22 protein-coding genes and 1 tRNA gene are annotated in these 24,395 nt (G+C 66.7%); 15 read left to right on the top strand and 8 right to left on the bottom strand.

The window, feature by feature from the left end:
• The first annotated feature begins 64 nt into the window (after positions 1–64).
• The 3 genes from ATE67_RS19270 (at position 65) to ATE67_RS19260 (ending at position 1,973) form a co-directional block, all read left to right on the top strand.
• On the top strand, positions 65–883 hold the full coding sequence (locus tag ATE67_RS19270; protein WP_197411999.1) for a MotA/TolQ/ExbB proton channel family protein: 819 nt from the start codon (positions 65–67) through the stop codon (positions 881–883).
• Between the two features lie 113 nt (positions 884–996).
• The gene (locus tag ATE67_RS19265; RefSeq protein ID WP_058818261.1) at positions 997–1,515 is read left to right on the top strand and encodes an ExbD/TolR family protein; all 519 of its coding nucleotides are present in this window, start codon (positions 997–999) and stop codon (positions 1,513–1,515) included.
• 32 nt (positions 1,516–1,547) lie between these two features.
• Positions 1,548–1,973: an ExbD/TolR family protein gene (locus tag ATE67_RS19260; RefSeq protein WP_058818260.1), complete on the top strand. Its 426-nt coding sequence runs from the start codon at positions 1,548–1,550 to the stop codon at positions 1,971–1,973.
• Between the two features lie 386 nt (positions 1,974–2,359).
• Here ATE67_RS19260 and ATE67_RS19255 read toward each other — a convergent pair whose 3' ends face one another.
• Positions 2,360–3,013: a glutathione S-transferase family protein gene (locus ATE67_RS19255; protein ID WP_058818259.1), complete on the bottom strand. Its 654-nt coding sequence runs from the start codon at positions 3,011–3,013 to the stop codon at positions 2,360–2,362.
• 183 nt (positions 3,014–3,196) lie between these two features.
• Here ATE67_RS19255 and ATE67_RS19250 point away from each other — a divergent pair, with 183 nt between their 5' ends.
• Entirely contained in the window at positions 3,197–3,754 is a 558-nt protein-coding gene (locus ATE67_RS19250) for a superoxide dismutase family protein (protein ID WP_058818258.1), read from the top strand.
• 162 nt (positions 3,755–3,916) lie between these two features.
• On the opposite strand, the gene ATE67_RS19245 is transcribed toward ATE67_RS19250, so the two are convergent.
• Positions 3,917–5,497, bottom strand: a complete 1,581-nt coding sequence (locus ATE67_RS19245; protein ID WP_058818257.1) for a spinster family MFS transporter — start codon at positions 5,495–5,497, stop codon at positions 3,917–3,919.
• 106 nt (positions 5,498–5,603) lie between these two features.
• Between ATE67_RS19245 and ATE67_RS19240 the strand changes: the two genes are divergently transcribed.
• Positions 5,604–6,077 (top strand): low molecular weight protein-tyrosine-phosphatase, encoded by a 474-nt coding sequence (locus ATE67_RS19240; RefSeq protein WP_058818256.1) that lies wholly within the window; start codon positions 5,604–5,606, stop codon positions 6,075–6,077.
• Here ATE67_RS19240 and thpR read toward each other — a convergent pair.
• A complete protein-coding gene (gene thpR / locus ATE67_RS19235) occupies positions 5,993–6,601 on the bottom strand; it encodes an RNA 2',3'-cyclic phosphodiesterase (protein ID WP_058818255.1) in 609 nt (202 codons plus the stop codon). The two genes, ATE67_RS19240 and thpR, sit on opposite strands and share 85 nt — an antisense overlap.
• A 139-nt stretch (positions 6,602–6,740) precedes the next feature.
• Here thpR and ATE67_RS19230 point away from each other — a divergent pair, with 139 nt between their 5' ends.
• Both ATE67_RS19230 and ATE67_RS19225 read left to right on the top strand, forming a co-directional pair.
• A complete protein-coding gene (locus ATE67_RS19230) occupies positions 6,741–7,469 on the top strand; it encodes a Bax inhibitor-1/YccA family protein (RefSeq protein ID WP_058818254.1) in 729 nt (242 codons plus the stop codon).
• Between the two features lie 76 nt (positions 7,470–7,545).
• Complete coding sequence (locus ATE67_RS19225) at positions 7,546–8,439, top strand: DUF2785 domain-containing protein (RefSeq protein ID WP_058818253.1); 894 nt, start codon at positions 7,546–7,548, stop codon at positions 8,437–8,439.
• Here the strand turns inward: ATE67_RS19225 and ATE67_RS19220 are convergent.
• Positions 8,436–9,071, bottom strand: coding sequence for a glutathione S-transferase family protein (locus tag ATE67_RS19220; RefSeq protein WP_058818252.1), 636 nt, complete (start codon positions 9,069–9,071; stop codon positions 8,436–8,438). The two genes, ATE67_RS19225 and ATE67_RS19220, sit on opposite strands and share 4 nt — an antisense overlap.
• 102 nt (positions 9,072–9,173) lie before the next feature.
• Here ATE67_RS19220 and ATE67_RS19215 point away from each other — a divergent pair, with 102 nt between their 5' ends.
• A complete protein-coding gene (locus ATE67_RS19215) occupies positions 9,174–9,935 on the top strand; it encodes a competence/damage-inducible protein A (RefSeq protein WP_058818251.1) in 762 nt (253 codons plus the stop codon).
• On the opposite strand, the gene ATE67_RS19210 is transcribed toward ATE67_RS19215, so the two are convergent.
• On the bottom strand, positions 9,908–11,146 hold the full coding sequence (locus ATE67_RS19210) for a TCR/Tet family MFS transporter (protein ID WP_058818250.1): 1,239 nt from the start codon (positions 11,144–11,146) through the stop codon (positions 9,908–9,910). The genes ATE67_RS19215 and ATE67_RS19210 overlap by 28 nt on opposite strands.
• A 60-nt stretch (positions 11,147–11,206) precedes the next feature.
• On the opposite strand from ATE67_RS19210, the gene ATE67_RS19205 reads away from it, so the two are divergent.
• Positions 11,207–11,992: a transglutaminase-like domain-containing protein gene (locus tag ATE67_RS19205; RefSeq protein WP_058818249.1), complete on the top strand. Its 786-nt coding sequence runs from the start codon at positions 11,207–11,209 to the stop codon at positions 11,990–11,992.
• Positions 11,993–12,036: 44 nt separating this feature from the next.
• Here the strand turns inward: ATE67_RS19205 and ATE67_RS19200 are convergent.
• Positions 12,037–12,110, bottom strand: a tRNA-Gly gene (locus ATE67_RS19200).
• A gap of 133 nt (positions 12,111–12,243) precedes the next feature.
• Between ATE67_RS19200 and ATE67_RS19195 the strand changes: the two genes are divergently transcribed.
• Complete coding sequence (locus tag ATE67_RS19195; RefSeq protein WP_231728235.1) at positions 12,244–13,395, top strand: acyl-CoA dehydrogenase family protein; 1,152 nt, start codon at positions 12,244–12,246, stop codon at positions 13,393–13,395.
• Positions 13,395–14,339 (top strand): acyl-CoA dehydrogenase family protein, encoded by a 945-nt coding sequence (locus tag ATE67_RS19190; protein WP_058818247.1) that lies wholly within the window; start codon positions 13,395–13,397, stop codon positions 14,337–14,339. The genes ATE67_RS19195 and ATE67_RS19190 overlap by 1 nt, the downstream gene beginning before the upstream one ends.
• Positions 14,340–14,580: 241 nt before the next feature.
• Here ATE67_RS19190 and ATE67_RS19185 read toward each other — a convergent pair whose 3' ends face one another.
• Entirely contained in the window at positions 14,581–15,051 is a 471-nt protein-coding gene (locus tag ATE67_RS19185) for an Lrp/AsnC family transcriptional regulator (RefSeq protein ID WP_058818246.1), read from the bottom strand.
• Between the two features lie 99 nt (positions 15,052–15,150).
• On the opposite strand from ATE67_RS19185, the gene putA reads away from it, so the two are divergent.
• Entirely contained in the window at positions 15,151–18,243 is a 3,093-nt protein-coding gene (putA, locus tag ATE67_RS19180; protein ID WP_058818245.1) for a bifunctional proline dehydrogenase/L-glutamate gamma-semialdehyde dehydrogenase PutA, read from the top strand.
• Between the two features lie 197 nt (positions 18,244–18,440).
• Here putA and ATE67_RS19175 read toward each other — a convergent pair whose 3' ends face one another.
• The gene (locus ATE67_RS19175; protein ID WP_058818244.1) at positions 18,441–19,379 is read right to left on the bottom strand and encodes a tetratricopeptide repeat protein; all 939 of its coding nucleotides are present in this window, start codon (positions 19,377–19,379) and stop codon (positions 18,441–18,443) included.
• A gap of 148 nt (positions 19,380–19,527) precedes the next feature.
• Here ATE67_RS19175 and gdhA point away from each other — a divergent pair, with 148 nt between their 5' ends.
• From gdhA to ATE67_RS19160, 3 genes are read left to right on the top strand one after another with little or no spacing between them, the layout of a single operon-like run.
• Complete coding sequence (gene gdhA, locus ATE67_RS19170; RefSeq protein WP_058818243.1) at positions 19,528–20,883, top strand: NADP-specific glutamate dehydrogenase; 1,356 nt, start codon at positions 19,528–19,530, stop codon at positions 20,881–20,883.
• Between the two features lie 48 nt (positions 20,884–20,931).
• Positions 20,932–22,383 (top strand): multiheme c-type cytochrome, encoded by a 1,452-nt coding sequence (locus ATE67_RS19165; protein WP_058818242.1) that lies wholly within the window; start codon positions 20,932–20,934, stop codon positions 22,381–22,383.
• A gap of 5 nt (positions 22,384–22,388) precedes the next feature.
• Positions 22,389–24,362: a heme-binding protein gene (locus ATE67_RS19160; RefSeq protein WP_058818241.1), complete on the top strand. Its 1,974-nt coding sequence runs from the start codon at positions 22,389–22,391 to the stop codon at positions 24,360–24,362.
• Positions 24,363–24,395: the final 33 nt, after the last annotated feature.

Here is a 24,395-nt window from a genome sequence, read left to right as displayed (position 1 = left end):
GGCGCGGCGATCCCCGGCAATTCCACAGTTTTTCTATTTCGATTTTTGAGAGGGAATAACCAGCATGTTTAATCTGATCGCAAATGCCGCCGCTGCGGCGCCGGCAGCCGCCCACGGCGAAGGTGGTCTCAGCCTGATGCCCGCTTCGATGTGCGTCAAGGAAGAGGGCACGAACCCCTATGGTCTCGTCCCCGCGCTGTGCGAAGGCGGCATCGTGTCGCAGGTGACGTTCCTCGTCCTGCTGATCATGTTCATCGGCACGCTCTACATCCTGTTCACCAAGCTGTTCGAACAGAATAAGGTCATCAACCAAGGCAAGGCGGTCGACGCCAATTTCTGGCGCGCCCCGACGCTCGCCGACGGTGCGGCCAAGCTCGAAAAGAACAGCGCCTATCGCCAGGTCGTCGAAGACGGCCTGCGCGCCAACGAAGAGCATAACAAGCTGACCGACCCCGTCGAAGCGCACGACTGGATGCACGGCACGCTCGAGCGTTCGCAGAACCACATCAACTCGAAGCTCAACGGCGGCCTCGCCTTCCTCGCGACCGTCGGTTCGACGGCGCCGTTCGTCGGCCTGTTCGGGACCGTTATCGGTATTCTTCGCGCCCTCGTGAAGATCGGCGCGTCGGGCCAGGCCTCGATCGACACCGTCGCCGGTCCGGTCGGTGAAGCGCTCATCATGACCGCCATCGGTCTGATCGTGGCGGTTCCCGCGGTGCTCGCGTTCAACTGGCTGCAGAGCCGCAACAAGGCGATCGCCCGCCGCCTGTCGACCTTCTCGAACGACGTGCTCGGCTCGATCATGTCGGGTGGCCAGGTGAAGCCGGTCGTGACCGCGGCGCCGGCCAAGGCCGCCGCTCCGGTTGCTGCGCCGAAGAAGTAAGGTCTTGCGGCCCCCCGTGCCGGCACGGTGCGGGGGTTCGCTGGACGGGACGTTCGCTTATCGGCGCACCGTCCCGTTCCATGACGCTAATTTAGTGACAGGATGCTAATCCTATGGCGATGAGTTCAGGCGCAAAGGGCGAAGATGCCCCGATGTCCGAGATCAACACGACCCCGCTCGTGGACATCATGCTTGTGTTGCTCATCATCTTTCTCATCACGGTCCCCGTGGTGTTGGAGACGGTGAACCTCAAGCTGCCGAGCGTGGTGTTCGAGCCGACGACGACGAAGCCCGAAAACGTGCTTCTGTCGGTCCGCTCGTCGGACACCGATGGCGACGGCGAACCCAACCCCGAAAGCACGGGTTGCGAAGTCTATTGGGGCCAGACCCCGGTCGATTCGCGCCAGCTTCTCGAGCGCGGTCAGAAAAAGCTGGAACAGCTTATCGAAGACATCGGCGGTATCCAGAATATCACCGAAGATAACTTCCCCGAAGTGCACATCCGCGGCGACATCAACACGCCGTACCAGTGCATCGGCGGCGTGATCTACACGATGCAATATGCCGGCTTCCAGAAGATCGGGTTCATTTCGGAACCCGCTCCTGGCTCGGGCACGCTGGGCCGCCTCTAAGGCGGTCCGCTCAGGAATGAAGGAATAATCCTATGTCCATGGCCGTTGGAGATCGGGACGAGAACGAACCGATGATGGACATGAACACGACGCCGCTCATCGACGTCATGCTCGTGCTCCTCATCATGTTCATCATCACCATCCCGGTCCAGACCCACGCGGTGAAGATCGACCTGCCGGTTCCGACCGACGCAAAGAACAACGTCGATCCGGAAAAGAACAAGGTGATGATCGACCCCGCGGGGACGATCACCTGGAATGGCACGCCGGTCGACCTCGCGCAGCTCGCGCAATATCTGGAACAGACCAAGGCGCTGCCGGTCGAACCCGAACTGCAGGTCCAGCCGGACCCCTATGCGCGCTATTTCGTCGTCGACAATGTGATGGCGGTGGTCAAGCGTAGCGGCGTCGGCAAGCTCGGCTTCGTCGGCAACGAACAATATGCCCGCGTCTTCTGATCGCTGATCGGAAAACGCGTACAGGACAGGGCCGCGGAGCAATCCGCGGCCCTTTTCTTATGGCGATAATTTGTCCCGAAGGGCCTGTGGACATCGATCGTCCCTGTGGCGCAGCCATGGGAGGTGGCAGCGCGCTTCGATTGCCTCGCAGGCGCCCAGGATAAACTGCGCCTTTGGCGCAGCGCTGACGGAGGGGCGTTGGCGCAGCGTCGCGGCTCCACCACCACTCCCCCTCCCCATCGCTTCGCGACAGGGAGGAATTTATATCATCGTCATCCCGGCGAAGGCCGGGATCTCACCCTCTCGGGTTTACGCACCGGCGAGATCCCGGCCTTCGCCGGGATGACGGATAAAGGAACGGCAGCTAACCACCCCAAAAGCAGGCCTCACGCCTTCCCCGAAGCCGCCAGAAACACCCGATGCTGCGCCTCGAACGCCCGCCTGAACGCCGGTCGCGCTTCACCGCGGGCCACATAAGCCGCGAGGTTCGAAAACGCCTCGAGCAGGTCGGTGTCGCTGAGCCGCCGCAGCACCGTCACCATCATCAGGTCGCCCGCGCCGAAAGCGCCGTCGAGCCACTCGGCGTCGCCCAGATAGCGCGACAATTCGCCGAGCCGCGCGCGGATACGCGCTTCGATCATCGGCACCCGCTCGGCGTACCAGGGTTTGTCGCGCTCGGTGAAAAAGGCGATCTCGCGCTCGACCACCACCGGCTCGACGCTGCTCAGCGCCGAAAACATCCACGCGATCGCGCGGGCGCGGGCGTCGGCATTTTCGGGCAGCAGACCCGGCCGGCGGTTCGCGATGTGCAGCACGATCGCCCCCGATTCGAACAGCACCAGCCCATCCTCCTCATAGGTCGGGATCTGCCCGAACGGCTGCCGCGCCCGGTGCGCCGCTTCTTTCATCGCCGCGAACGAGACGAGCCGCACGTCATAGGCCTGGCCGACTTCCTCGAACGCCCAGCGCACCGGCATGTCGCGCGCCAGCCCCTGTCCCTCGTCGGGCGAGGCCTCGAAAGCGGTGATGATTGGCGTCATGGCCGGGCCTCCCAAAGCGATGCGGATGTCCTGCGACGGGGCGTCACGATAGGGCGCGCGGCGGCGCCGTCCAAATTTTCTTGCACGCCGGGCTTGGAACCCCGGCGAACCGACGGCATCATCGCGCCGGATCGAAATCGGCGCCGATGGCGTTATGACCCTGAACCGGATGGAGAAGACACCATGAACACGCGCATCGCTCTCGGCCTCGTCGCCCTCGGCACCCTCGCGCTCGGCGGCTGCGCCAGCATGGGCGGCGGCGGATCGGCGAAGAAACTGCCCGCCGCCGACGCCTCGGCGCAGCTCTATGACGCGCGCGGCGCCGACCGCGGCCGTGCCGATTTCTACAAGACCACGACGGGGCTGCGCGTCGAACTCGTTGCGCGCGGCTTCGCGCCGGGCACGTACGGGATGCATGTCCACGCCGTCGGCCGCTGCGACGCGCCCGATTTCACCAGCGCGGGTCCGCACTGGAACCCGACGAACGCCCAGCACGGCCGCGAGAATCCGCTGGGCGCGCATCATGGCGATCTGCCCAATCTGGTCATCGAGCCCGACGCGATCGGCCGCGCGACGCTCCAGCTCGTCGGCACGCGCCTCTCGGGCGAGGGCGGGCTGATCGACGCCGACGGCGCCGCCTTCATCATCCACGCCGGTCCCGACGACCTCAAGACCGACCCCAGCGGCAACAGCGGCGCGCGCGTCGCGTGCGGCGTGATCGAGCTGCCCGCGGCAGGATAGCCTCCTATGACATCGTCATCCTGAGCATGTTTCCGGATCCATGGACCGCCGTTTCCTCTGGCGGACCGTCAAATCCGGGCGCAGCCTATCGATGCTGAAACACGTTCAGCATGACGACAATATTCGGGCCATACTTCGCCCCAAGGCCGCGTCGCTAGGTCCTCAAACCCGCGCGCGCTCGCCGAGGGTCGCCTCGGCGCGCGGCACCGTGCGATAGGCGTAGATGAGAAGGCCGAGCGCGATCGGTGCGACGGCGATCAGCGACAAGATACCCGTGCGCAGGTCGCCGACCGGCTTGCCGTCGACGACCGTGCCGGCGAGGTCCGAGATCTGCCCGACCATATAGGGGCCGAAGGCGAGGCCGACCAGCGTCGTCCCGAGGAAGAAGGCCGCCGTCGCGGTGCCGCGCATTCGCGGCAGCACCAGGTCCTGCGTGGTCGCCGCGGCCGCGCCCAGCGCCGCGGCGCCGAACATCCCGGCGAGGAAGTTCATCGCATAGAAAAGCGTGCCATTGTCGGTGGTATAGCCGATCCAGATCGGCACGATCGGCGCGACGACGCCGAACATGATCACCCCGATGCGGCCCGCCGGATGGCGCGCCCGCAAGGCGTCGGCCACCCGGCCGCCGATGATCACGCCCAAGAAACCGGCCAGCGCGCCATTGGCGCCTAGCACGAACGCCAGCTGCTGCTTGGGCAGGTGCAGCACGGTCTCGGCATAGGGCGCCGACCAGAAGCCCAGCGCCCAGGCGACCAGCGACACCAAACTATATCCCAAGGTCGTGCAAATGAAGGCGGGCGTGCCCCAGATCAGGCGAAAGGTCGCGGGATCGCGCGCCTTCAGCGTGCAGGCCCAGGAAAAGACCGCATAATAGCCAAAGGCGATCGCCGACCATTGCGGCAGGTTGCCGGTCAGGCCGATCATCAGCCACGCGGCGGCGGCGGCGAGCGCCGCGACCGCCAGGTTGATCGCGAGCGCCACCGGCCCGCGCTCCCACGCGCCGAGCAGGGTGAAGGGCGGGACGATACTCGACAGGTCGCCCACGAAGCTGCGGAAAGGGGTGGGGGAAACGGGGCTGGGAACGCCGTCCATCGCACCGCGCGCGGGTTCGCGCAGCGTCGAGACCCACAGCGCGATCAGCAGGCCAGGTATGCCCACCGCGAGGAATGCGCCCTGCCAGCCGACGAGGCCGAGCGGGCCGCCATCGGGCCAGGTCTGGTTCCACACCTGCCCGATCTTCGCGCCGATCAGCAGCGACACCCCGCCCCCGATATAGAGCCCCGACGAATAGATGGCGAGCGCGGTGGCGCGCTGGCGTTTGGGGAAATAGTCCGAAATCAGCGAATAGGCGGTCGGGCTGGCGGTCGCTTCGCCGACGCCGACGCCCATGCGGGCGAGCGTCAGCGTCAGCTGCGTTTGCGCGAAGCCCGACAGCGCGGTCATGGCGGACCACAGGGTCAATCCGATCGCCAGCAGCTTCTTGCGGTTCCAATTGTCGGCGAGCCGGCCGAGCGGGATGCCGAACAGCGCATAGAAGACCGCAAAGGCCGCGCCGCCCAGGAAGCCGAGGTCGCTGTCGGTCAGGCCGAGGTCGGCCTTGATATCGACTGCCAGGATGCTCAGGATCTGCCGGTCGATGAAATTGAGGATATAGACGACGACCAGCACGAACAGCACGTACCAGCTATACCCCGTCGCCTTCGGCTCGGCGACTATGGACGTCTCGCGCGCGCTATCGGCCATCTGGCAACCCTCTCCCTGACCCGTTATCGTTATACGCCATCGCTAGCAGAGCCGCCGGGCGGCGCAAGTTGAAAGTCGGTTCACCTTTGGGCATGAGGGAGGCGATATGCGCGAAGATAGCCAAATTGCGATCCTCTTCCTCTGCCTCGGCAACATCTGCCGCTCGCCGCTGGCGGAGGGTGCGGCGCGCGCGGCCTTCGCCGAAGCCGGCATCGACGCGCGGCTCGATTCGGCGGGCACCGGCGACTGGCACGTCGGCCACGCACCCGACCCCCGCGCCCAAGCGGAGGCGCGGCGTCGCGGCGCCGACATATCGGACCTCCGCGCGCGCCAGCTGCGGCGCAGCGACTTCACCGACTTCGACCTGATCCTCGCTGCCGACGAGACCAACCTGCGCGACGCGCTGGCGATCCGCCCGCCCGACGCGACCGCGGACCTGAAGCTGATGCTCGATCTCGTGCCCGGCCGCGAAGGCGAAAGCGTCACCGACCCCTATTACGGCGCCGATGAAGGCTTCGGCGCGACGTGGGACGATGTCGGCGCGGTTGCCGCGGCGCTCGTGGCTTCGGCGAGGGGATAGCGCGCGACGGGATGATAGCGCGAACCGCCATGCCCCATCTCGCTTTCATAGAGGGTGACATGGCCGAAGGTGAAAGGCGGGCTGGCGAGATCGCTGTTCAGCGCGAGGAACGCCGCGACCGGCCCCGAACCGCGGTTGAGCCGCGCCATCGTGATATGCGGCACGAACGCCCGTGTTTCGGGCGCCAAGCCGACGCGGCGAAGCAGCTGGTCGACCTTGCGGTGCAGCGCTGCGAGCGGCTCGACCGGCTCGACCCCCGCCCACACCATATGCGGCTGACCTTTGTGCTCGAACAGGCTGACCCCGGCGACTCGCGCCGCAATCGCCGGCGCATGAAGGCTGCCGAGCGCGGCGGCGATGTCCTCGGCGCGGTGGTGATCGACCTCGCCGATGAAGCGCAATGTCAGGTGAAGCTGTTCGTCATCCTGCCAGCGCGCGCCCGATATGCCGTGCATCGCCGCGATCAGCCGCTCGCGAATGGCGAACGGCGGGCGCAGGGCGACGAACAGGCGGTGCGTGGACATGGCGAGGGCAGCATAGGCATTTCACGGACCCGCGCCACGGCATATCAATCGGCCTTTTCCGGTTTCGCTTGAAACAAAGCGCGAATATCCCGATATTATCGCTACGGCCGGTATCGTCTGGCCGGTGATGGAGATGAAAATGGCTAATTGGAACGACCCCAATATGGCGGCGTCCGGCTTCCCAGGCAGCGCGAGCGCGATGGATCAGGCCGTCGATGCCGGCCTGCGGTCGTACATGCTGTCTGTTTACAACTATATGGGCTCGGGCGTGCTGCTGACCGGCATCGTCGCGATGCTGGCGTATAACTCGGGCTTCACCGCCTCGATGGTCGGCAGCCCGCTGATGTGGGTGGTGGCGCTCGCGCCGCTGGCTTTCGTGCTGGTGCTGAGCTTCGGGATCAACAAGCTGTCGACCGGCGCCGCGCAGGCGCTGTTCTGGGTCTATGCCGCGGTGATGGGTCTGTCGATGTCGACGATCTTCATCGCCTTCACGGGCACCTCGATCGCGACGACTTTCTTCGCCACCGCGGCGGCGTTCATCGGGCTTAGCCTCTACGGCTACACGACCAAGAAGGATTTGTCGGGATTCGGCACCTTCCTGATCATGGGTGTCGTCGGCATCCTCGTCGCGATGCTGATCAACCTGTTCCTGCAGTCGAGCGCGCTCAGCCTCGCGATCAGCGTCATCGGCGTGCTGCTGTTCGCAGGCCTCACCGCCTATGACACGCAGAAGATCAAGAGCATGTACTTCTATGTCCGCGGGACCGACTTTGTCGGCAAGTCGGTGGTGATGGGCGCGCTGACGCTCTACCTCGACTTCGTCAACATGTTCACCTTCCTGCTCAACCTGCTGGGCAACCGCGAATAAGCGGACGGACAAGGAACGACAAACAGGAGCCCGGCGGAGCAATTCGCCGGGCTCTTTTTATGGGGAGGGGCCACGCATGCGTGATGCCGGGATAATTGTCGCGGTGATCATGCTGACCGCGTCGCCCGCCGCCGCCGAGGCCGCGCCGATCTGCGTGGTGGCGCGGCCCGCCGACGGCGATCTGAAGGCCTATGCCATCCCATTTTTCGCGAAGGCGCGCCTTGGCGATCTGGAGGCGTTGGCGGCGTGTCTCGGCGATCCTGATCCAGCGGTGCGCGACGGCTTTGCCTTCACGCTCTGGTCCGAAGGGCTGCGCGGCCGCCACCTGTCTGCTGCCCAAATGCGCCACGCATTGGCGCAGCTGACCGGAATGGTCGCGGCGCCGGAGGATGCCGCGGGCTTTCGCCGACCGTTCGCCGCGCTGGTGCTGTCAGAGGTCGCGCGCGCCGACCGGATCGGGGCCTGGATGACCGACGCCGAACTGCACACGCTTGCCCGGACCGGCGCGGCCTATCTGCGCGGCGTGACCGACTATCGCGGCGTCGTGCCGGGCGAAGGCTGGCGGCACGGTGTTGCGCATGGATCGGACCTCGCGCTCCAGCTCGCACTCAACCCGCGCTTGACGCAGGCAGACGCCGACCTGTTGCTCGGCGCCATCGCGTCGCAGGTCGCGCCGGCGGCGTCACCCTATTACCACCACGGCGAATCGGCGCGCCTTGCGCGGCCCGTGCTCTTCCTCGCCAAGCGCCCTGACATCGACGATGCCGCGTGGGCGGCGTGGTTCAAGACGCTCCATCCGGATACGGGCGCGCGCTGGAAGGATGCTTATGCTGGCGACGCAGGCTTGGCGGCCATCCACAACACGACCGCCTTCGCGAGCGCAATCTATATCAGCGCGGCCGAGACGCAGGACCCGCAGATCAAGCGCCTCGCTCCGCTCGCGATCGATCTGCTGAAGGCGCTGCCTTAGGCCGGACTCGCCGCCTGCATTTCGGCGATCAGCGCATTGTCGATCGCCTTCGCCGCCTTGTACCCCGCGCGCTCGCGCAGCCCAGCCGCATAGGCCTCGAACGCCGGTCGCGATGGGATGGTCCCGAATTGCAGTCCCCAATCGACCTGGCTGCCGACATAGACGTCGGCGGCGCTGAAGCGGTCGCCCGCGACAAAGGCCTTGCCCGCCACCGCGCTTTCGAGCGCGTCGAGCGCGTGCTCGAGTGTCCCGAAACCCGCCGAGCGCTGCTGGTCGGCGTCGGGTTCGATCCCGAAATGCTTCGCGGTGATCGCCTGCTCGACCGGTCCTGCGGCGAAGAACATCCAGCGGTAGTAATCGGCGCGGTCGGCCGCCGCGGGCGCCAGCCCCGCCGACGGAAAGGCGTCGGCCAGATAGGCGCAGATCGCCGCGCATTCGGTCACGACCTTGCCATCATGGACGATCGCCGGAACCTTCCCCATCGGGTTGATCGCCAGATAGGCGTCGTCCTTCATCGACGTGCCATAGCCAAGGATATTCGTCTCATAGGGCGCGCCAACCTCTTCAAGCATCCAGCGGACGATCTGCCCGCGCGACATGGGGTTGGTATAGAAAATCAGCTCGTCGGCCATCGCGTCTCTCCCTTCGATTTCGAGTCGAATGCGAACATATCAGGAACATGGTGCATGCGCCACCGGGCTTGTTTTGTCATGCCAGCGGGCTAAGGCAAAGCGATGAGCGACGAACGCATCTGGACCGCCGCCGTGCTGGTGATCGGCGACGAGATTCTCTCCGGCCGAACACAGGACAAAAACGTGTCGCAGATCGCGACCTGGCTCGACGTGCAGGGGATACGCCTCCGCGAAGTGCGCATCGTCCCTGACGTCGAGGAGGAGATCGTCGATGCACTGAACGCGATCCGCGCGCGCTACGATTATGTTTTCACCACCGGCGGCATCGGCCCGACGCACGACGACATCACCGTCGATGCGGTCGCGAAGGCGCTGGGCGTCGGGGTCGTCATTCACCCGGAGGCGCGCGCGATTCTCGAACGCTATTACAGCGGGCGCGGCATCGAGTTGACCGAGGCGCGGCTGCGCATGGCGCGCGTGCCCGACGGCGCCGACCTGATCCCGAACCGCATGTCGGGCGCGCCGGGCATCCGCCTCGGCAATCTCTTCATCATGGCCGGTGTGCCGCACATCACCGCAGGCATGCTCGACGCGCTGACCGGCCAGCTTGAGGGTGGCGCGCCGCTCGTCGCGCAGACGATCGGCGCCTGGGCGCCCGAAAGCGAGGTCGCCGACCTGCTCCGCCAGGGCGAGAAGGATCATCCCGGCGTCGCGATCGGCAGCTATCCTTTCTTCCGCGACGGCAAAGTCGGCGCGAACTTCGTCGTCCGCTCGACCGATGGCGAAGCGGTCGCGGCGTGCGCCCGGATGCTGACGGCGGGCCTTGAGGCCGCGGGCTATGCGGTGACCGACGGCGGGATCTGACCGGCCGACTGCTCGGCGGGCGGCAACCGCCGCAGCATTGCGACCGCGAGTAGGCCAAAGATCGCGGCGACGATGAACGCCGCGCCGGGAAAATGCACCGGCGCAGTCTTCGCGGTAAAATGAGCCATCGTTCCGGTGAGCAGGACCGGCGCCGCCAGCTGGCCAAGCCCCATCGCCATCGCCGAAATCCCCTGCACCTCGCCCTGCGTCTCGGGCGTCGCGCGGCGCGACATCATCGCCATCAGCGACGGCTGCACCGGCGCCTGCAACGCAACCGGGATCAGCAGGAGGAAGGCGCCGAGCGTTGAGGTCGTGAAGGCATAACCGACATAGACCATAACCGCGATCAGGATGCCGAGCGTCGCCGCATCGCGCTCGCCAAAGCGCGCGACCGCGGGGCCGACGACGAATGCCTGCCCGACGGCGATCGCCACGCCGACCGCGGCGAGGCTTGCCCCGATCATCCCCGGGGTCCAGCCAAGCTGCGCGATGCAATAAAAGCTCCACGTCATCGGATAGACGAGGCTCGCGATCTGCCACAGCACCAGCACCCCCGCGACGCCGCCCATACCGGGCAGGCTGCGCATTGTCTTCAGCGCACCAAGCGGGTTCGCGCGGCGCCAGTCGAACGGGCGGCGGCGCGCGGCGGGCAGCGTCTCGGGAAAGACGATCAGGCCATAGAGCATGTTCGCCGCAGCAAGAATCGCGGCCGCGACAAAGGGCGCGCGAGGACTGACCTCGCCCAGGAAGCCGCCGATCGCCGGGCCGACGACGAAGCCGACCCCGAACGCCGCGCCGACGAAACCGAAATTGCGCGCGCGATCCTCGGGCTTTGTCACGTCCGCGATGGCGGCCTGCGCCGCCGCATAGCTCCCGCCGAAAATCCCCGAGATCGCGCGGGCGACGAACAGCCAGGGCAAGGTGTTCACAACCGTCAGCAGGACATAGTCGGCGGTCAGCCCGCCCAGCGAGAGAAGCAATACGCGGCGCCGCCCAAAACGGTCCGACAGATTGCCGAGCACCGGCGAGGCGAGGAAGGTCGCGACCGCCATGACCAGCCCGATCCAGGCGCCGATCTCGATTGCCTGCGGCAGGTCGATCCGGCCCACCTCCATGACGAGTTGCGGCAGCACCGGCATGATGATGCCGAAACCGATCGCGTCGATGAAGATGGTGACGACGATGAACGGTATCGTGCGCGCGGGCGTCACTTGTTATTTCCCCCGACTGTCATTAGCGGCACCGATCCCCCTTCTGTGCGTTGGCGATAGATGAAACTCGAAATTTCCGCTGCCCTAAATTATCGGCTGCCCGAACCCGTCGACCTGATGTTGCAAATCGAGGCGGCGAACGCGCATGGGCAGCATGTCGAACAGACGTCGCTCGATCTTGGCGATCCCGGATATGTGGCGCGCGTTCCGGCCGCCGACGGGACGTGCGAACCGATCTGGCTGCAAGGGTCGGGGACGCTGCGCGTCGACTATCGCGCGCGCGTCGCGATCGATCGGCCGGCGGTCGACATCGCCACGCTGGCCGGCGTGCCGCTCCACCGCTTGCCCGCCGCGGCGGTCCCCTATCTCAACGAATCGCGCTATTGCCCGTCGAACAAGTTCCACGCCTTCGTCGAGCGCCGCTTCGGCGAGCTCGAAGGCGGCGAGAAAATCGCGCGGATGCGCGACTGGATCGAGAGCCGCTTCACCTATGTCGCGGGCGCCAGCACCGTCGACACCGGCGCGCTCGAAAGCTTCGTCGAGCGGCGCGGCGTCTGCCGCGACTATGCGCATGTGATGATCGCGCTGGCGCGCGCCGCGCATATCCCCGCGCGCATGGCGAGCGTCTATGCGCTCGGCGTGAAGCCGCAGGATTTTCATGCCATCGCCGAAGTTTATCTGGACGGCGACTGGCACATGGTGGACGCGACGGGGATGAGCAAGCCGACCGAGGCGGCGCGCATCTGCGTCGGCCGCGACGCCGCCGACATCGCCTTCCTCACCGCCTATCGCGAGATCCGGTTGATCGACCAGTCGGTGAAGGTCGAGGCGGCGGTCGAGGGGTAGGTTCGGCCCGGACAGGCAGCACCGTAATTCCGCGGTGCGAAAGCTGGAGCGGGTGAAGGGAATCGAACCCTCGTCGTAAGCTTGGGAAGCTTCTGCTCTACCATTGAGCTACACCCGCACGGCTTCGCCGCCTTTGCCGTCTCGCGCGGCCCCGGTCAATCCTTCCCGCCGCGGCTCTCACAAAAAGCAGCTTGTCGCGCCCGCCAAGGCGCAATAGCGGCTTTGGTACAAGATGATGGGGAAGGATGCCGGTGTTCGATACGCTCAGCCTCGCCAGCCTGCCGGACGCCGACGAGGCGATCCGGCCCGCGATCCGCGCCATTGCGGACGAAGCCGCCGCCGCGGCGGCCGCCGATCGCCGCGCCCGCTCGTGGCAGGGCTATGACCCGGCGTTTAGCTGGCGCCTGGGCGAAGCCGGGTTCCTCGGCCTGACCCTCCCCAAACGCTATGGCGGGCACGAGCGCGGGCCGTTCGCGCGCTTCGTCGTCGTCGAGGAATTGCTGGCGGTCGGCGCGCCGGTCGCGGCGCACTGGATCGCCGACCGGCAGAGCGCGCCGCTGATCCTCAATTTCGGCAACGACGCGCAGCGCGAAGCCTATCTGCCGCGCATCGCAAAGGGCGAAATCTTCTTCTGCATCGGGATGAGCGAGCCGGGATCGGGTTCCGACCTCGCCAGCGTCCGCACCCGTGCGGAGCGGACGGCAACCGGCTGGCGCGTCAACGGGCAGAAGATCTGGACCAGCGGCGCCCCCCACTGCGACTATATGATCGCGCTGCTTCGCACCTCGGGCAGCGCCGAGGACCGTCACGCCGGCCTGTCGCAGTTGATCATCGACCTCAAGGCTCCGGGCGTCACCATCCGGCCGATCCGCGACCTGTCGGGCGATGCGCATTTCGCCGAAGTCTTCTTCGACAATGTCGATCTTCCCCCCGATGCCTTGATCGGCGCGGAGGGCGAGGGCTGGAAACAGGTCACCGCCGAACTCGCCTTCGAGCGCAGCGGGCCCGAGCGCATCTATTCGAGCGTCGTGCTGCTCGACGCCTGGATCCGGCATCTGCAGGCGGCCGGCCGCGACGATCCGGCGACGCTCGCGCTGGTCGGCGACTTCACCGCGCGCCTCGGCGTGCTGCGCGCGATGTCGATCGCCTGCACCGCGCGGCTCGCGGCGGGCGAGAGCCCGGTGACCGAGGCGTCGCTGGTCAAGGACCTCGGCACCGCCTTCGAGCAGCAGCTACCGCTCACGATCGGCGACGACCTTGCGGCCTATCCCGACGAACCGGTCGATGCCGAGCTTTATCGCACCCTGCTCTACGTCACTCATGTGGCGCCGAGCTTCTCGCTGCGCGGCGGAACGCGCGAAATCCTGCGCGGCATCATCGCACGTGGCATGGGGTTACGGTGATGAGCGAATTTCTGGACCCTTTCGAACGGATGCTCGAGGCGCTGTCGCCGCCCGTGACGGTGCGCGCGATCGAGGCGGGCGAACCCGGCGACACGTTGTGGAACGGCGTCGCCGAATCGGGCTTCCTCGACGCGCTCGTGTCCGAGGAGCGCGGCGGCGCAGGCCTGCCGCTCGCCGAAGTCGGCGCGCTGTGGCAGGCGCTCGGCCGCCACGCTGCGCCGCTCCCCGTCGGCGAAACGATGATCGCGCGCGCGTTGCTGGCCGACGCGCCCGATGGCCCGATCGCGCTGGCAACGGCGAGCGCCGGCGGAGAGGTCGTCGTGCCCTTCGGTCGCGTCGCGGACCATGTGCTGATCGAAAAGGACGGCCGGCTCTATCTGGTTGTCGCCGATGGCGCGCCGACCGGGGTGTTCGGCAGCACCGCGCTGCGCCTGAACCCCGCCCTCGGCGAACCCGTAGCCGGGGCGCCTGCAGGTGGCCTGCGCGCTATCGCCGCGATCCTCCGCGCCGCGCTCATCGCGGGCGCAGCCGATCGCCTCACCACGATGACCACCGCCTACGCCAATGAACGCGTCCAGTTCGGCAAGCCGGTCGGCAAGCAGCAGGCGCTCCAGCAGCAGATGGCGGTGATGGCCGAGGATATGGTCGCATGCCGCATCGCGGCGCAGCTCGGCTGCGCGGGCGGCCTGCCGCCCAGCCTTGTCGCCGTCGCAACCGCCAAGTCGGTCACCAGCGCCGCCGCCGCGCGCCTCGCCGCAACCGCGCACGCGGTCCACGGCGCGATCGGGATCAGCGAGGAATATGACCTCCAGCTCTACACGCGCCGTCTTCACGAATGGCGGATGGCTGACGGGTCGGAGACCTATTGGAACCGCCTGCTCGGCGCCGCGCGGCTAGAGGATGCCGGTCGGTCGGTCGATTTCTTGCGCGAGCAGTTCAGGTAGCGCATTGGCGCAAAGTCACGCCGGTTTGTTTCACGCAAAGGCGCAAAGGCGCGAAGAGTTTCCCATCTCCGTTGCCCTGAGCTTGTCGAAGCCTGTCCTGAGCGCCTGCAAGGTAGTCGAAGGGGGCTCTTCTTTCTTTCTGCGTCAAAAATAAGAGCGGTGCTTGGACAAGCTCAGCATAAGCGGATGAGGGACAGTCCTTTTTGTGGCTTCGCGCCTTCGCGCCTCCGCGTGAAATATTCTAGCGCGCCGACTCCAAAATCGTCTCCATCGCCACGAAGGTCGATGTGCTCGCGACATGCGGCAGGCTCGAAATCTTCTCGCCCAGCACGATGCGGTAGCGGCGGATGTCCGGGGTACGCACCTTCAGCAGATAGTCGAAGCTGCTTGCGATCATATGGCATTCCTCGACCTCGGGAATCTGCCGCACCGCGGCGTTGAACTGCCGCAGCGCGTCCTCCCGCGTGTCGGACAATTTGACCTCGGTAAAGGCGACATGGTCGAGGCCGACCTTGGCTGGATCGACGATCGCGCGAAAGCCGGTGATCAGCCCCTTCTCGACCAGCCGTTTCACGCGCTGCTGGCACGGCGTCTTTGACAGCCCGACCTGTTGCGCGAGGTCGGTATAGGTGATCCGCCCGTCGCGGCCGAGGATCGCGAGGATCTTGCGATCGAAGTCATCCAGATCGACTGTGCTAGTGCTGTTTTTCATATACTCGGCCTAATATTTTTCCAGAATTCAGTCAAAACATATGTCTTCGGCGTCAAATCAGGTCGGATCGGCTGACGCCGATATGCTATGGGAGCTACCATGACCCAGCCCAACGACCGCGCCGCGCTTCGCACCCTCGCCCGCCGTTCCGAAACCGATATCGTCGCCGATCTGCGCGCCGAGCTCGCCCGTTCGCCCGCGACCGTCGCGGCGACGACGGCGCGCGGGCTCGCGCTGATCCGCAAGGCGAAGGCCGAGGGCGATCGCGAGACGCTCGTCGCGCAGCTGATGAACCGCTACCGCCTCTCGACCGAGGAAGGCGTCGTGCTGATGTGTCTTGCCGAGGCGCTGCTCCGGGTTCCCGACAGCGCGACCGCGAATGCGCTGATCCGCGACAAGATCGCCGGACGCCACTGGAAGGACGGCGAGGATGAGGACAGCCCGCTGATCGTCGCGCTGTCGGCGCGCGGGCTGTCGCTCGGTTCGGCGACGCTGATGCTCGATGCGATGGGCAGCAAGGCGAACCCGCTGTCGCTGCTGAAATCGATGATCCGCCGCTCGGGCGAGCCGGTGATCCGCCAGGCGGCGCTTGCGGCGATGAAGCTGCTCGGCCAGCAGTTCGTGATGGGCGAGACGATCGACGCTGCGGTCAAGCGCGCCGACAAGCAAAAGAGCGAACTCGCGAGCTTCGACATGCTCGGCGAGGCCGCGCGGACCGCCCGCGATGCGCGGCGCTATTACGACAGCTATGCCAATGCCATCGCGCGGATCGGCAAGAAGGCGAAGGCGGGCGATCCGCATGCGAACCACGGCATCTCGATCAAGCTCTCGGCGCTCCACCCGCGCTACGAATATCTGCAGGCCGACCGCGTTCGGGAAGAGTTGATCCCCAGCGTCATCACGCTCGCCCGCGCGGCGCGCGACGTGAACATCCCGCTGATGATCGATGCCGAGGAGAGCGACCGGCTTGAACCGCATATGGACGTGTTCGCGGCGCTGATCGACGCCGGGATCGCCGACGGCTGGACCGGGCTCGGCATCGTGATCCAGGCGTATCAGAAGCGCGCGCCGGAGGCGATCCGCTGGGTCGCCGCAAGGGCGCGGGCGCGCGGCGTCAAGCTGTCGATGCGCCTCGTCAAGGGCGCCTATTGGGACACCGAGATCAAGCGCGCACAGACGATGGGCCTCGGCGACTTTCCGGTCTTCACCGCGAAGAACCACACCGATCTCAATTACATGCAGTGCGCGCAGATCCTCCGCGACGCGCAGGACTGCATCTTCCCGGCCTTTGCCAGCCACAATGCGATGACGCTCGCCTTCGTCACCGAGCTGTTCGCCGGCGCCGATTACGAGCTGCAGCGGCTGCACGGCATGGGCGAGGGCGCGCACGACGCGATCATGGCGCTGTATCCGCCGCCGCGGCCGGTGCGCGTCTATGCCCCGGTCGGCACGCACCGCGACCTGCTCGCCTATCTGGTCCGCCGACTGCTCGAAAATGGCGCGAACTCCAGCTTCGTGCACCAATTCTCGGACCCCGACGTCACCCCCGAACAGCTCGCGGTCGACCCGCGCAGCATCGCGAGCAAGCCATCGACGATTCCGACCGGCCTCACCCTCTTCGATCCGCTGCGCCGCAACTCGCGCGGCTACGACCTCGGCGAACCCGGCGTGCCCGAGGCGCTCACCGCCTCGATCGCCAAGGCGCGCCGCGCGGGCTATGTCGCGGCGCCGATCGTCGGCGGGGTGGCGCAGGGCGGCACAGCCGAGCCGGTGCGCAACCCCGCGACGGGAGCAGTCGTCGGACAGGTGATCGAGGCTGATCGCGCGACGGTCGACGCCGCGGTCGCTGCGGCGCGGCAGGCGCACGGCGACTGGAGCCTCGCCGGCGGGAGTTTCCGCGCCGAACGCCTCGAACGCGCCGCCGACCTGCTCGAGGAACGCGACGCGCTCTTTCTCGGCCTTGCGATCGACGAAGCCGGCAAGACGCTCGTCGACGCGGTCGCCGAAGTGCGCGAGGCGGTCGATTTCCTGCGCTATTACGCCGCGCAGGCGCGCGCGGATTTCACCTATCCCGTCGCGCTTCCCGGGCCGACCGGCGAGCGCAACGAGCTGATCCTCGAGGGCAAGGGCGTCTTCGTCGCGATCAGCCCGTGGAACTTCCCGCTCGCGATCTTCCTGGGCCAGGTCTCGGCGGCGCTTGCGGCGGGCAACAGCGTCCTCGCCAAGCCCGCCGAGCAGACCCCGCTGATCGCCCATGCCGCGGTCGAGCTGTTGCTCGAAGCGGGCGTCCCCGGCGACGTGCTGCACTATCTCCCCGGCCGCGGCGAAACCGTTGGCGCGGCGCTCACCGGCCATGACGACATCATCGGCGTCGCCTTCACCGGCTCGACCGAGGTCGCGCGGATGATCAACCGCAGCCTCGCCGGGCGCGACGGCCCGATCGCGACATTGATCGCCGAAACCGGCGGCGCCAACGCGATGATCGTCGATTCGACCGCACTCCCCGAACAGGTCGCGCGCGACGCCGTCGCCTCGGCCTTCCAGTCCGCGGGCCAACGCTGCTCGGCGCTGCGCCTGCTCTGCGTGCAGGAAGATGTCGCCGACACGATGATCGAAATGGTCGCGGGCGCGATGGCTGAACTCAACGTCGGCGACCCCGCGCTGCTATCGACCGACGTCGGCCCGATTATCGATGCCGAAGCACAGGCGAATATCGCCGCCTATGTCGCCGAAGCGCGCGCCGCAGGCCGCGTGATCGCCGAAGCGGGCCGGACGAACCTGCCGGCGGGCGGCCATTTCGTGCCGCCCGTGCTCATCCGCCTCGACCATGTCACCGATTTGAAGCGCGAGATTTTCGGCCCCGTGCTGCATGTCGCGACGTGGAAGGGTGGCGAGCTCGACCAGCTGATCGATGCGATCAACGCCTCGGGCTACGGCCTGACACTCGGCGTCCACACGCGCATCGACGGGGTCGCGGCGCATATCGCGGCGCGCGCGCAGGTCGGCAACGTTTACGTCAACCGCAACCAGATCGGCGCAATCGTCGGCTCGCAGCCCTTCGGCGGCCGCGGCCTGTCGGGCACCGGCCCGAAAGCCGGCGGCCCGCACTATCTCCACCGCTTCGCCGAGGAAAAGTCGATCTCGACGGATATTACGGCAGCGGGCGGCAATGCGGCGCTGATGGCGGGATAAGGGGTTCGCGCGAAGACGCGAAGACGCGAAGACGCGAAGGAAAACTTGAATCCGTTCGTGTTGAGCTTGTCGAAGCTCCGCTCTTTTATTTTATGCCGCCAACGAAAGAACGGCCCTTCGACGAGCTCAGGGCAAACGGGATTAGGTCTATCTTCGCGACTTCGCGGCTTCGCGTGATAAATTAAAGCGGTGCTGTCCTAAGCCCCCGGTACGCCCAGCATCTGCGCCTGCGCCTTCAGCCGCCCCGCCGCCGCCGGGTTGGCGGCGACGCCATCCTTCAGCGCCTGTGCGGCTTTCGCGGTCTCGCCGAGCGTCATCCGGCTGCGCATCAGCATGATCCAGCGGTCGACGTCCGACGGGTTCGCCTTCAGCTTGGCCTCCAGCCCGTCGACCATGCCTTGGATCATCGCATCCTGCTGCCCCTTGGGCAGTTGCGACGCGGCTTCCATGTCGGCGCGGCTGGGTCCCGGGATCGCGCGCGCGGCGACGGGCATTTCGTCGGGCGTCAACGGACGTGCTTGCGTCCTCGCAAGGCGCGCCGCGACGTCGATCTTGTGGATGGCGCCGACCTGCTCGATCGTGCGGCGCAGATCGGCCTCCCACGGCGCGCCCTGCGGGGTGTCGGCGAGCAGCGCGAACCAGTCCTCGATCGCGCCCTTGTGATCGCCGCCGATATCCTTTTTCACCGCCATGAAATAGCGCGCGCGGGGATCTTTCGCGTCGAGCGCGATCGCCTTGGTAAAGGCTTCGAGCGCCTTCGGGGGCATCGGGTCGCGGTCGCTCGCCATCACGCGCGCTTCGCCGAGCGCCGACCACAGCCCCGCCGACTCGGGCGAAACCGCCACGGCTTTCTCATAAGCAGCGGTCGCGGCGGCAAAATCCCCGAGATCGAATCGCGCCTGGCCGAGCGCCGTCCACGCCTCGGCGCTGTTCGGTTCGGCTTTCACCCGCGCCTCCAGCGTGGCGAGCTGGTCGGCGGGCGCTGCCGCGCTTTCGGCGGCCGGCCCGGCGCCGGAACTCCCGGAATCCCGCCAGATTGCATAGCCGATCGCGCTCGCCAGCAGGACGAAGGCCGCGATCAGGATTGCGCGGTTAGTCGCCGTCATCCCCCCGGCCATCTTGTTGCTCTCGCTCATCTTTGTCCCTCTTGTACGGGGCCAAGAAATTGCCCTGCCGTCTTGCCTTTGCGTCGCGATGGTGTAGCCTTTGTGGGGCGAGGTCGGTCAACGACAAAATCGTCAGTGGGGTCGCACCGATTTTCCCAGGCAATAGGGGAGGGGTGCAGTGGCAGTATCGGATCACGTCGATTTTTCGACGTTCATGGAAGGCGTAAAGAAACGTAACCCCGGCCAGCCGGAGTTCGTCCAGGCGGTGCAGGAGGTGTCGGAGGACATTTTCGAGTTCATCGCCGACAAGGAACAATATCACGAGCAGCAGATCCTGCGCCGCATCGCCGAGCCCGATCGGGTCGTATCCTTCCGCGTCTGCTGGGAGGATGATAACGGCAATATTCGCGTGCAGCGCGGCTGGCGCGTCCAGAACAACAACGCCATCGGCCCGTACAAGGGCGGCATCCGCTTTCACCCCAGCGTGACCGAAAGCGTCCTCAAATTCCTCGCCTTCGAACAGACGTTCAAGAATGCGCTCACCGGCCTCCCCATGGGCGGCGGCAAGGGCGGCTCGAACTTCAACCCGAAGGGCAAGAGCGTGCGCGAGATCATGCGCTTCTGCCAGAGCTTCATGACCGAACTCTATCGCCACATTGGCGCCGACGTCGACGTGCCTGCGGGCGACATCGGCGTGGGTGGGCGCGAAATCGGCTTCATGTTCGGCCAATACAAACGCATCACCAACGAATTCACCGGCGTTCTGACCGGCAAGGGCCTCGAATGGGGCGGCTCGCTGATCCGTACCGAGGCGACGGGCTATGGGGCGGTCTATTTCCTCGCGAACATGCTGGCGGTGAAGGGGCAGGATCTCGTCGGCAAGACCGCGGTCATCTCGGGCTCGGGCAATGTCGCGACCCACGCGGCGGAAAAGATCGTCCAGCTCGGCGGCAAGGTGTTGACGCTTTCGGATTCGGGCGGCTTCATCCACGATCCCGACGGCATCACGCAGGAAAAGATCGACTGGGTGAAGGCGCACAAGACGCACCGCCGCGGCCGGATCGAGGAATATGTCGACGAGTTCAAGGGCGCGAGCTTCACCGCGGGCAAGACGCCGTGGGGCGTGCCATGCGATGTCGCGCTGCCCTGCGCGACGCAGAACGAGCTGCTCGGCGACGATGCCAAAACCCTGATCGCCAACGGCGTCATCGCGGTCAGCGAAGGGGCGAACATGCCGACGAACCTCGACGGGGTGCACGCCTTCAAACATGCCAAGACGATGTTCGCGCCGGGCAAGGCGGCGAACGCCGGCGGCGTTGCCGTCTCGGGCCTCGAGATGAGCCAGAACAGCGAGCGCCGCAGCTGGAAGGAAGAAGAGCTGCAGCAGATGCTCAAGGACATCATGGCGGGCATCCACAAGAGCTGCCTGACCTATGGCGACCAGGGCGGCGGCTATATCGATTATGTGAAGGGCGCGAACATCGCCGGCTTCAAGAAGGTGGCCGACGCGATGCTGGCGTTCGGGGTGGTGTAAGTTACGGTCTAGGCGCAAAAGCGTCAGGCGGGAAAAGGGGACATAGGGATGACGACCGACGCGATACGTGGGCGCGGCGAGCGACCGTGGGCGGCCATAGCGGCGTTCGCGGTGCTGTTGCTTGCGCTCGCGATCGCCGCGGTCGTCGCCGCTCCCCCGGCGCGTTCGCAGGGCGGCGAGGCCGGACGCTATACCGGCGTCGCCTCCTGCGCCGGATCGACCTGCCACGGCCGCATGGAGGGCGACGGCACCGTCGTTCTGCAGGACGAGCTGATGAAATGGCAGGAGCCCTCGACCCCCGGCGGCGCGCACAGCCGCGCCTGGGCGGTGCTCACCAACAGCCGCAGCCAGTTCATCGCCAGAAATCTCGGCATCGGCGACCCGTCGAAGGCGTCGATGTGCCTCGGCTGCCACAGCACCGGCGGGCCCGGCCGCGTAACCCCGCTCGAGGACGGCGTCGGCTGCGAATCGTGCCACGGCCCCGCGGGCGGCTGGATTTCCAGCCATTATGCCGGGGTCGGCACCAACGCCGATCCCGATCGCGAAATGCGCGACAAGCATCTGTCGAACCTGCGCGCCGGACTTCGCAAGCTCGAAGATCCGGTGGTACGTGCCGGAGTCTGCGTCGATTGCCACTTCGGATCGAAGGGCGAGGGGCAGTTCGTCACCCACCGCATCATGGCGGCGGGCCACCCGCGCATCTCGTTCGAGCTCGACCTTTTCTCGTCGCTGCAGGCGCATCACCGCGAGGATGACGATTATGGCTGGCGCAAGTTCGGCGCCCCGAAGGCGCGTACCGACCATGTCCAGATGTGGGCGGTGGGCCAGGCGACCGCGCTCGAACGCAGCCTCGACCTGTTCCAGTCGAAGCGCGGGACCGAGGGGATGTTCCCCGAATTCTATTTCCTCGACTGCCACAGCTGCCATCGCCGCATTTTCGATCAGGCGAAGCCGCTGCGTACCGGGGTCGACAATCCCGGTCGCATCATGGCGGGCGGCGAGAAATGGCCCGAAGGCATCCCGCCTTACAATGACGAGAATCTGATCATGCTCTCGGCGGCGGCGCGGCTCGCGTCGCCGGCGCTCGCCGATCAGCTTGCGGCGCGAACGGCCGCCTTCCACAAGGCGATGACCGTCGACCGGGCCAGCGCGGTGACGGCGGCGGCGCAGCTCGCCCAGACGGTGAGCGCGCTCAAGGCCACCTTCGCTTCGCGCAGTTTCTCGGGCACCGATGCCTTTGCGATGGTCGACGCGATTTCGGCGCCGGCGATCAACGACCGCCTTACCGATTATTCGGGCTCGATTCAGGCGGTGATGGGCGTCGATACCTTGCTCAACGCGATGGTGTCGTCGGGACGGATCACCGTCGGCGCCGCCGCGGGCATCCGCGCCGACATCGACCGCGCCTATACCGCGGTGCGCGATCCCAACGCTTTCAAGCCCACCGATTTCCAGGCGGCGCTCGGCAGTGCGGTTCGCTCGATCCGGGCGCTGCGGTAGGACTTATGCGAAGCAAGACCCATCTCTTCCGCTCGGCGGCCCTCGCCGCGATCAGCTCGCTGGTGCTCGCCTCGTGCGGCGGCGGGGGTGGGGGTGGCGGAACCCCCACCCCGACGCCCACGCCCACTCCGACGCCCACGCCGACGACGGTTTACACGCCGCCCGCCGCCGAAGCGCTGACGACCGGCGAAGTGCAAACGATCCTCGCCAATGCGATTTCGGAGGCGCAGGCGCGCAGCCTGCCGTCGGTGATCGCGGTGACCGACCGCGTCGGCAACGTCCTCGGCGTCTTCCGCATGAACGGCGCGCGCGCGACCGCGACGACGGCCCCCGCGCCGAACGGGATGAACATCGACGCGCAGAATGTGACCTTCCCGGCAGAGGGCGGTGCGATCGCCAAGGCGATCACCGGCGCCTATCTGTCGAGCGGCGGCAACGCCTTCTCGACGCGCACCGCCAGCCAGATCGTCCAGGAACATTTCCCGCCCGCGCCCACGACGGTCGGCCTCGAAAGCGGGCCGCTCTATGGCGTGCAGTTCAGCCAGCTGCCGTGCAGCGACCTGTCGGCGCGTTTCGGTGCAGCGGGCAGTGCCGCGCTCATCGGCCCGAAGCGCTCGCCGCTCGGCCTCGCGGCCGATGCCGGGGGGCTGCCGCTTTACAAGAATGGCGTTCTCGTTGGCGGGATCGGGGTGATGGGCGACGGCGTCTATGGGCTCGACACCAATATCCTCGACATCGAGAATGACCCCGAAGAGTTCATCGCGCTCGCGGGTACGCGCGGTTTCGAGGCGCCCTCGACGATCACCGCCGACAAGATCAGCGTCGATGGCACCACCCTGCGTTTTTCCGACGCGACCTTCGCGGGCGTCCTGAGCCCCGGCGGCGTCGGCTTTGCTTCGCTCAACGGCACCGCGGGTAATCTCGTCGCCGTGACGGGCTATGCGAGTGCGGCGATCACTGCTGGCACCGCCTATGGCACCGAGGCCTCGGGGATCCGCGCCTCGACCGCGGCCGAATTCTCGAACCGCGATGCCTTCATCCTCACCAACGGCAGCGGCACCAACCGCTATCCGATCCGCGCCGGCACCGACGGATCGAGCAATAGCGCGCCGCTGACCGCCGCAGAATCGCGCGCCATTCTCGAAGAGGCGTTCACCGTGATGAGCCGCGCGCGCGCACAGATCCGCCGCCCGCTCGACAGCCGCGCGCAGGTGACGATCAGCCTCGTCGACACGCACGGATCGGTGCTCGGCATCGTCCGCTCACCCGACGCGCCGATCTTCGGCACCGACGTCAGCCTCCAGAAAGCGCGCACCGCGGCTTTCTTCTCCAGTCCGCAGGCCGCGGCGGAGCTCAGCGCCAATGCCAGCGCCGACATCCGCCAGTTCGTCCCCGCGATGCGAACCTTCCTCGGCGACGCCGCGTCGCTGACCGGCAATGTCGCCTATCCCAATCGCGCGATCGGCAACCTGGCGCGTCCCTATTTCCCCGATGGCGAGGTCGGGCGCCCCAACGGCCCGCTGTCGCGCCCCATCGGCCAGTTCAATCCTTTCTCTACCGGCATCCAGTCGGCGCTGATCATCGGCAATGTCGGCCAGCACCTCGGCTTTTTGCAGGGCGCCGGGCCCGACACGCCCGCGCGCTGCACGACGCTGCCCGACGTCCAGCCGGGACAGAACCGGCTGCAGAACGGCATCCAGATCTTCCCGGGTTCGGTCCCCATCTACCGGGGCAACCAACTGATCGGCGCGCTCGGCGTTTCGGGCGACGGTATCGATCAGGACGACATGATCAGCTTCCTCGGCACGAACAATGGCGGGGCGCGGGCCGGTGGCCTCGGCAATGCGCCGACCGCGATCCGGTCCGACCGCGTCGTCGTCAATCTGGCGGGCGGGGCGACGGTTCGCCTCCGCTATATCGGCTGCCCCTTTGCGCCCTTCCTCGACACGGCGCAGCAAAATGTTTGCGACGGGCTGTAACCGGTGAGCATCGACGTCAGCCTTTTCCCGATC

The sequence above is a fragment of the Sphingopyxis sp. H050 genome, from assembly GCF_001468265.1.
Taxonomy (GTDB): domain Bacteria; phylum Pseudomonadota; class Alphaproteobacteria; order Sphingomonadales; family Sphingomonadaceae; genus Sphingopyxis.
The sequence above is the reverse complement of the archived record's forward strand: the minus strand, read 5'-3'. Positions and strand labels throughout refer to the sequence as shown.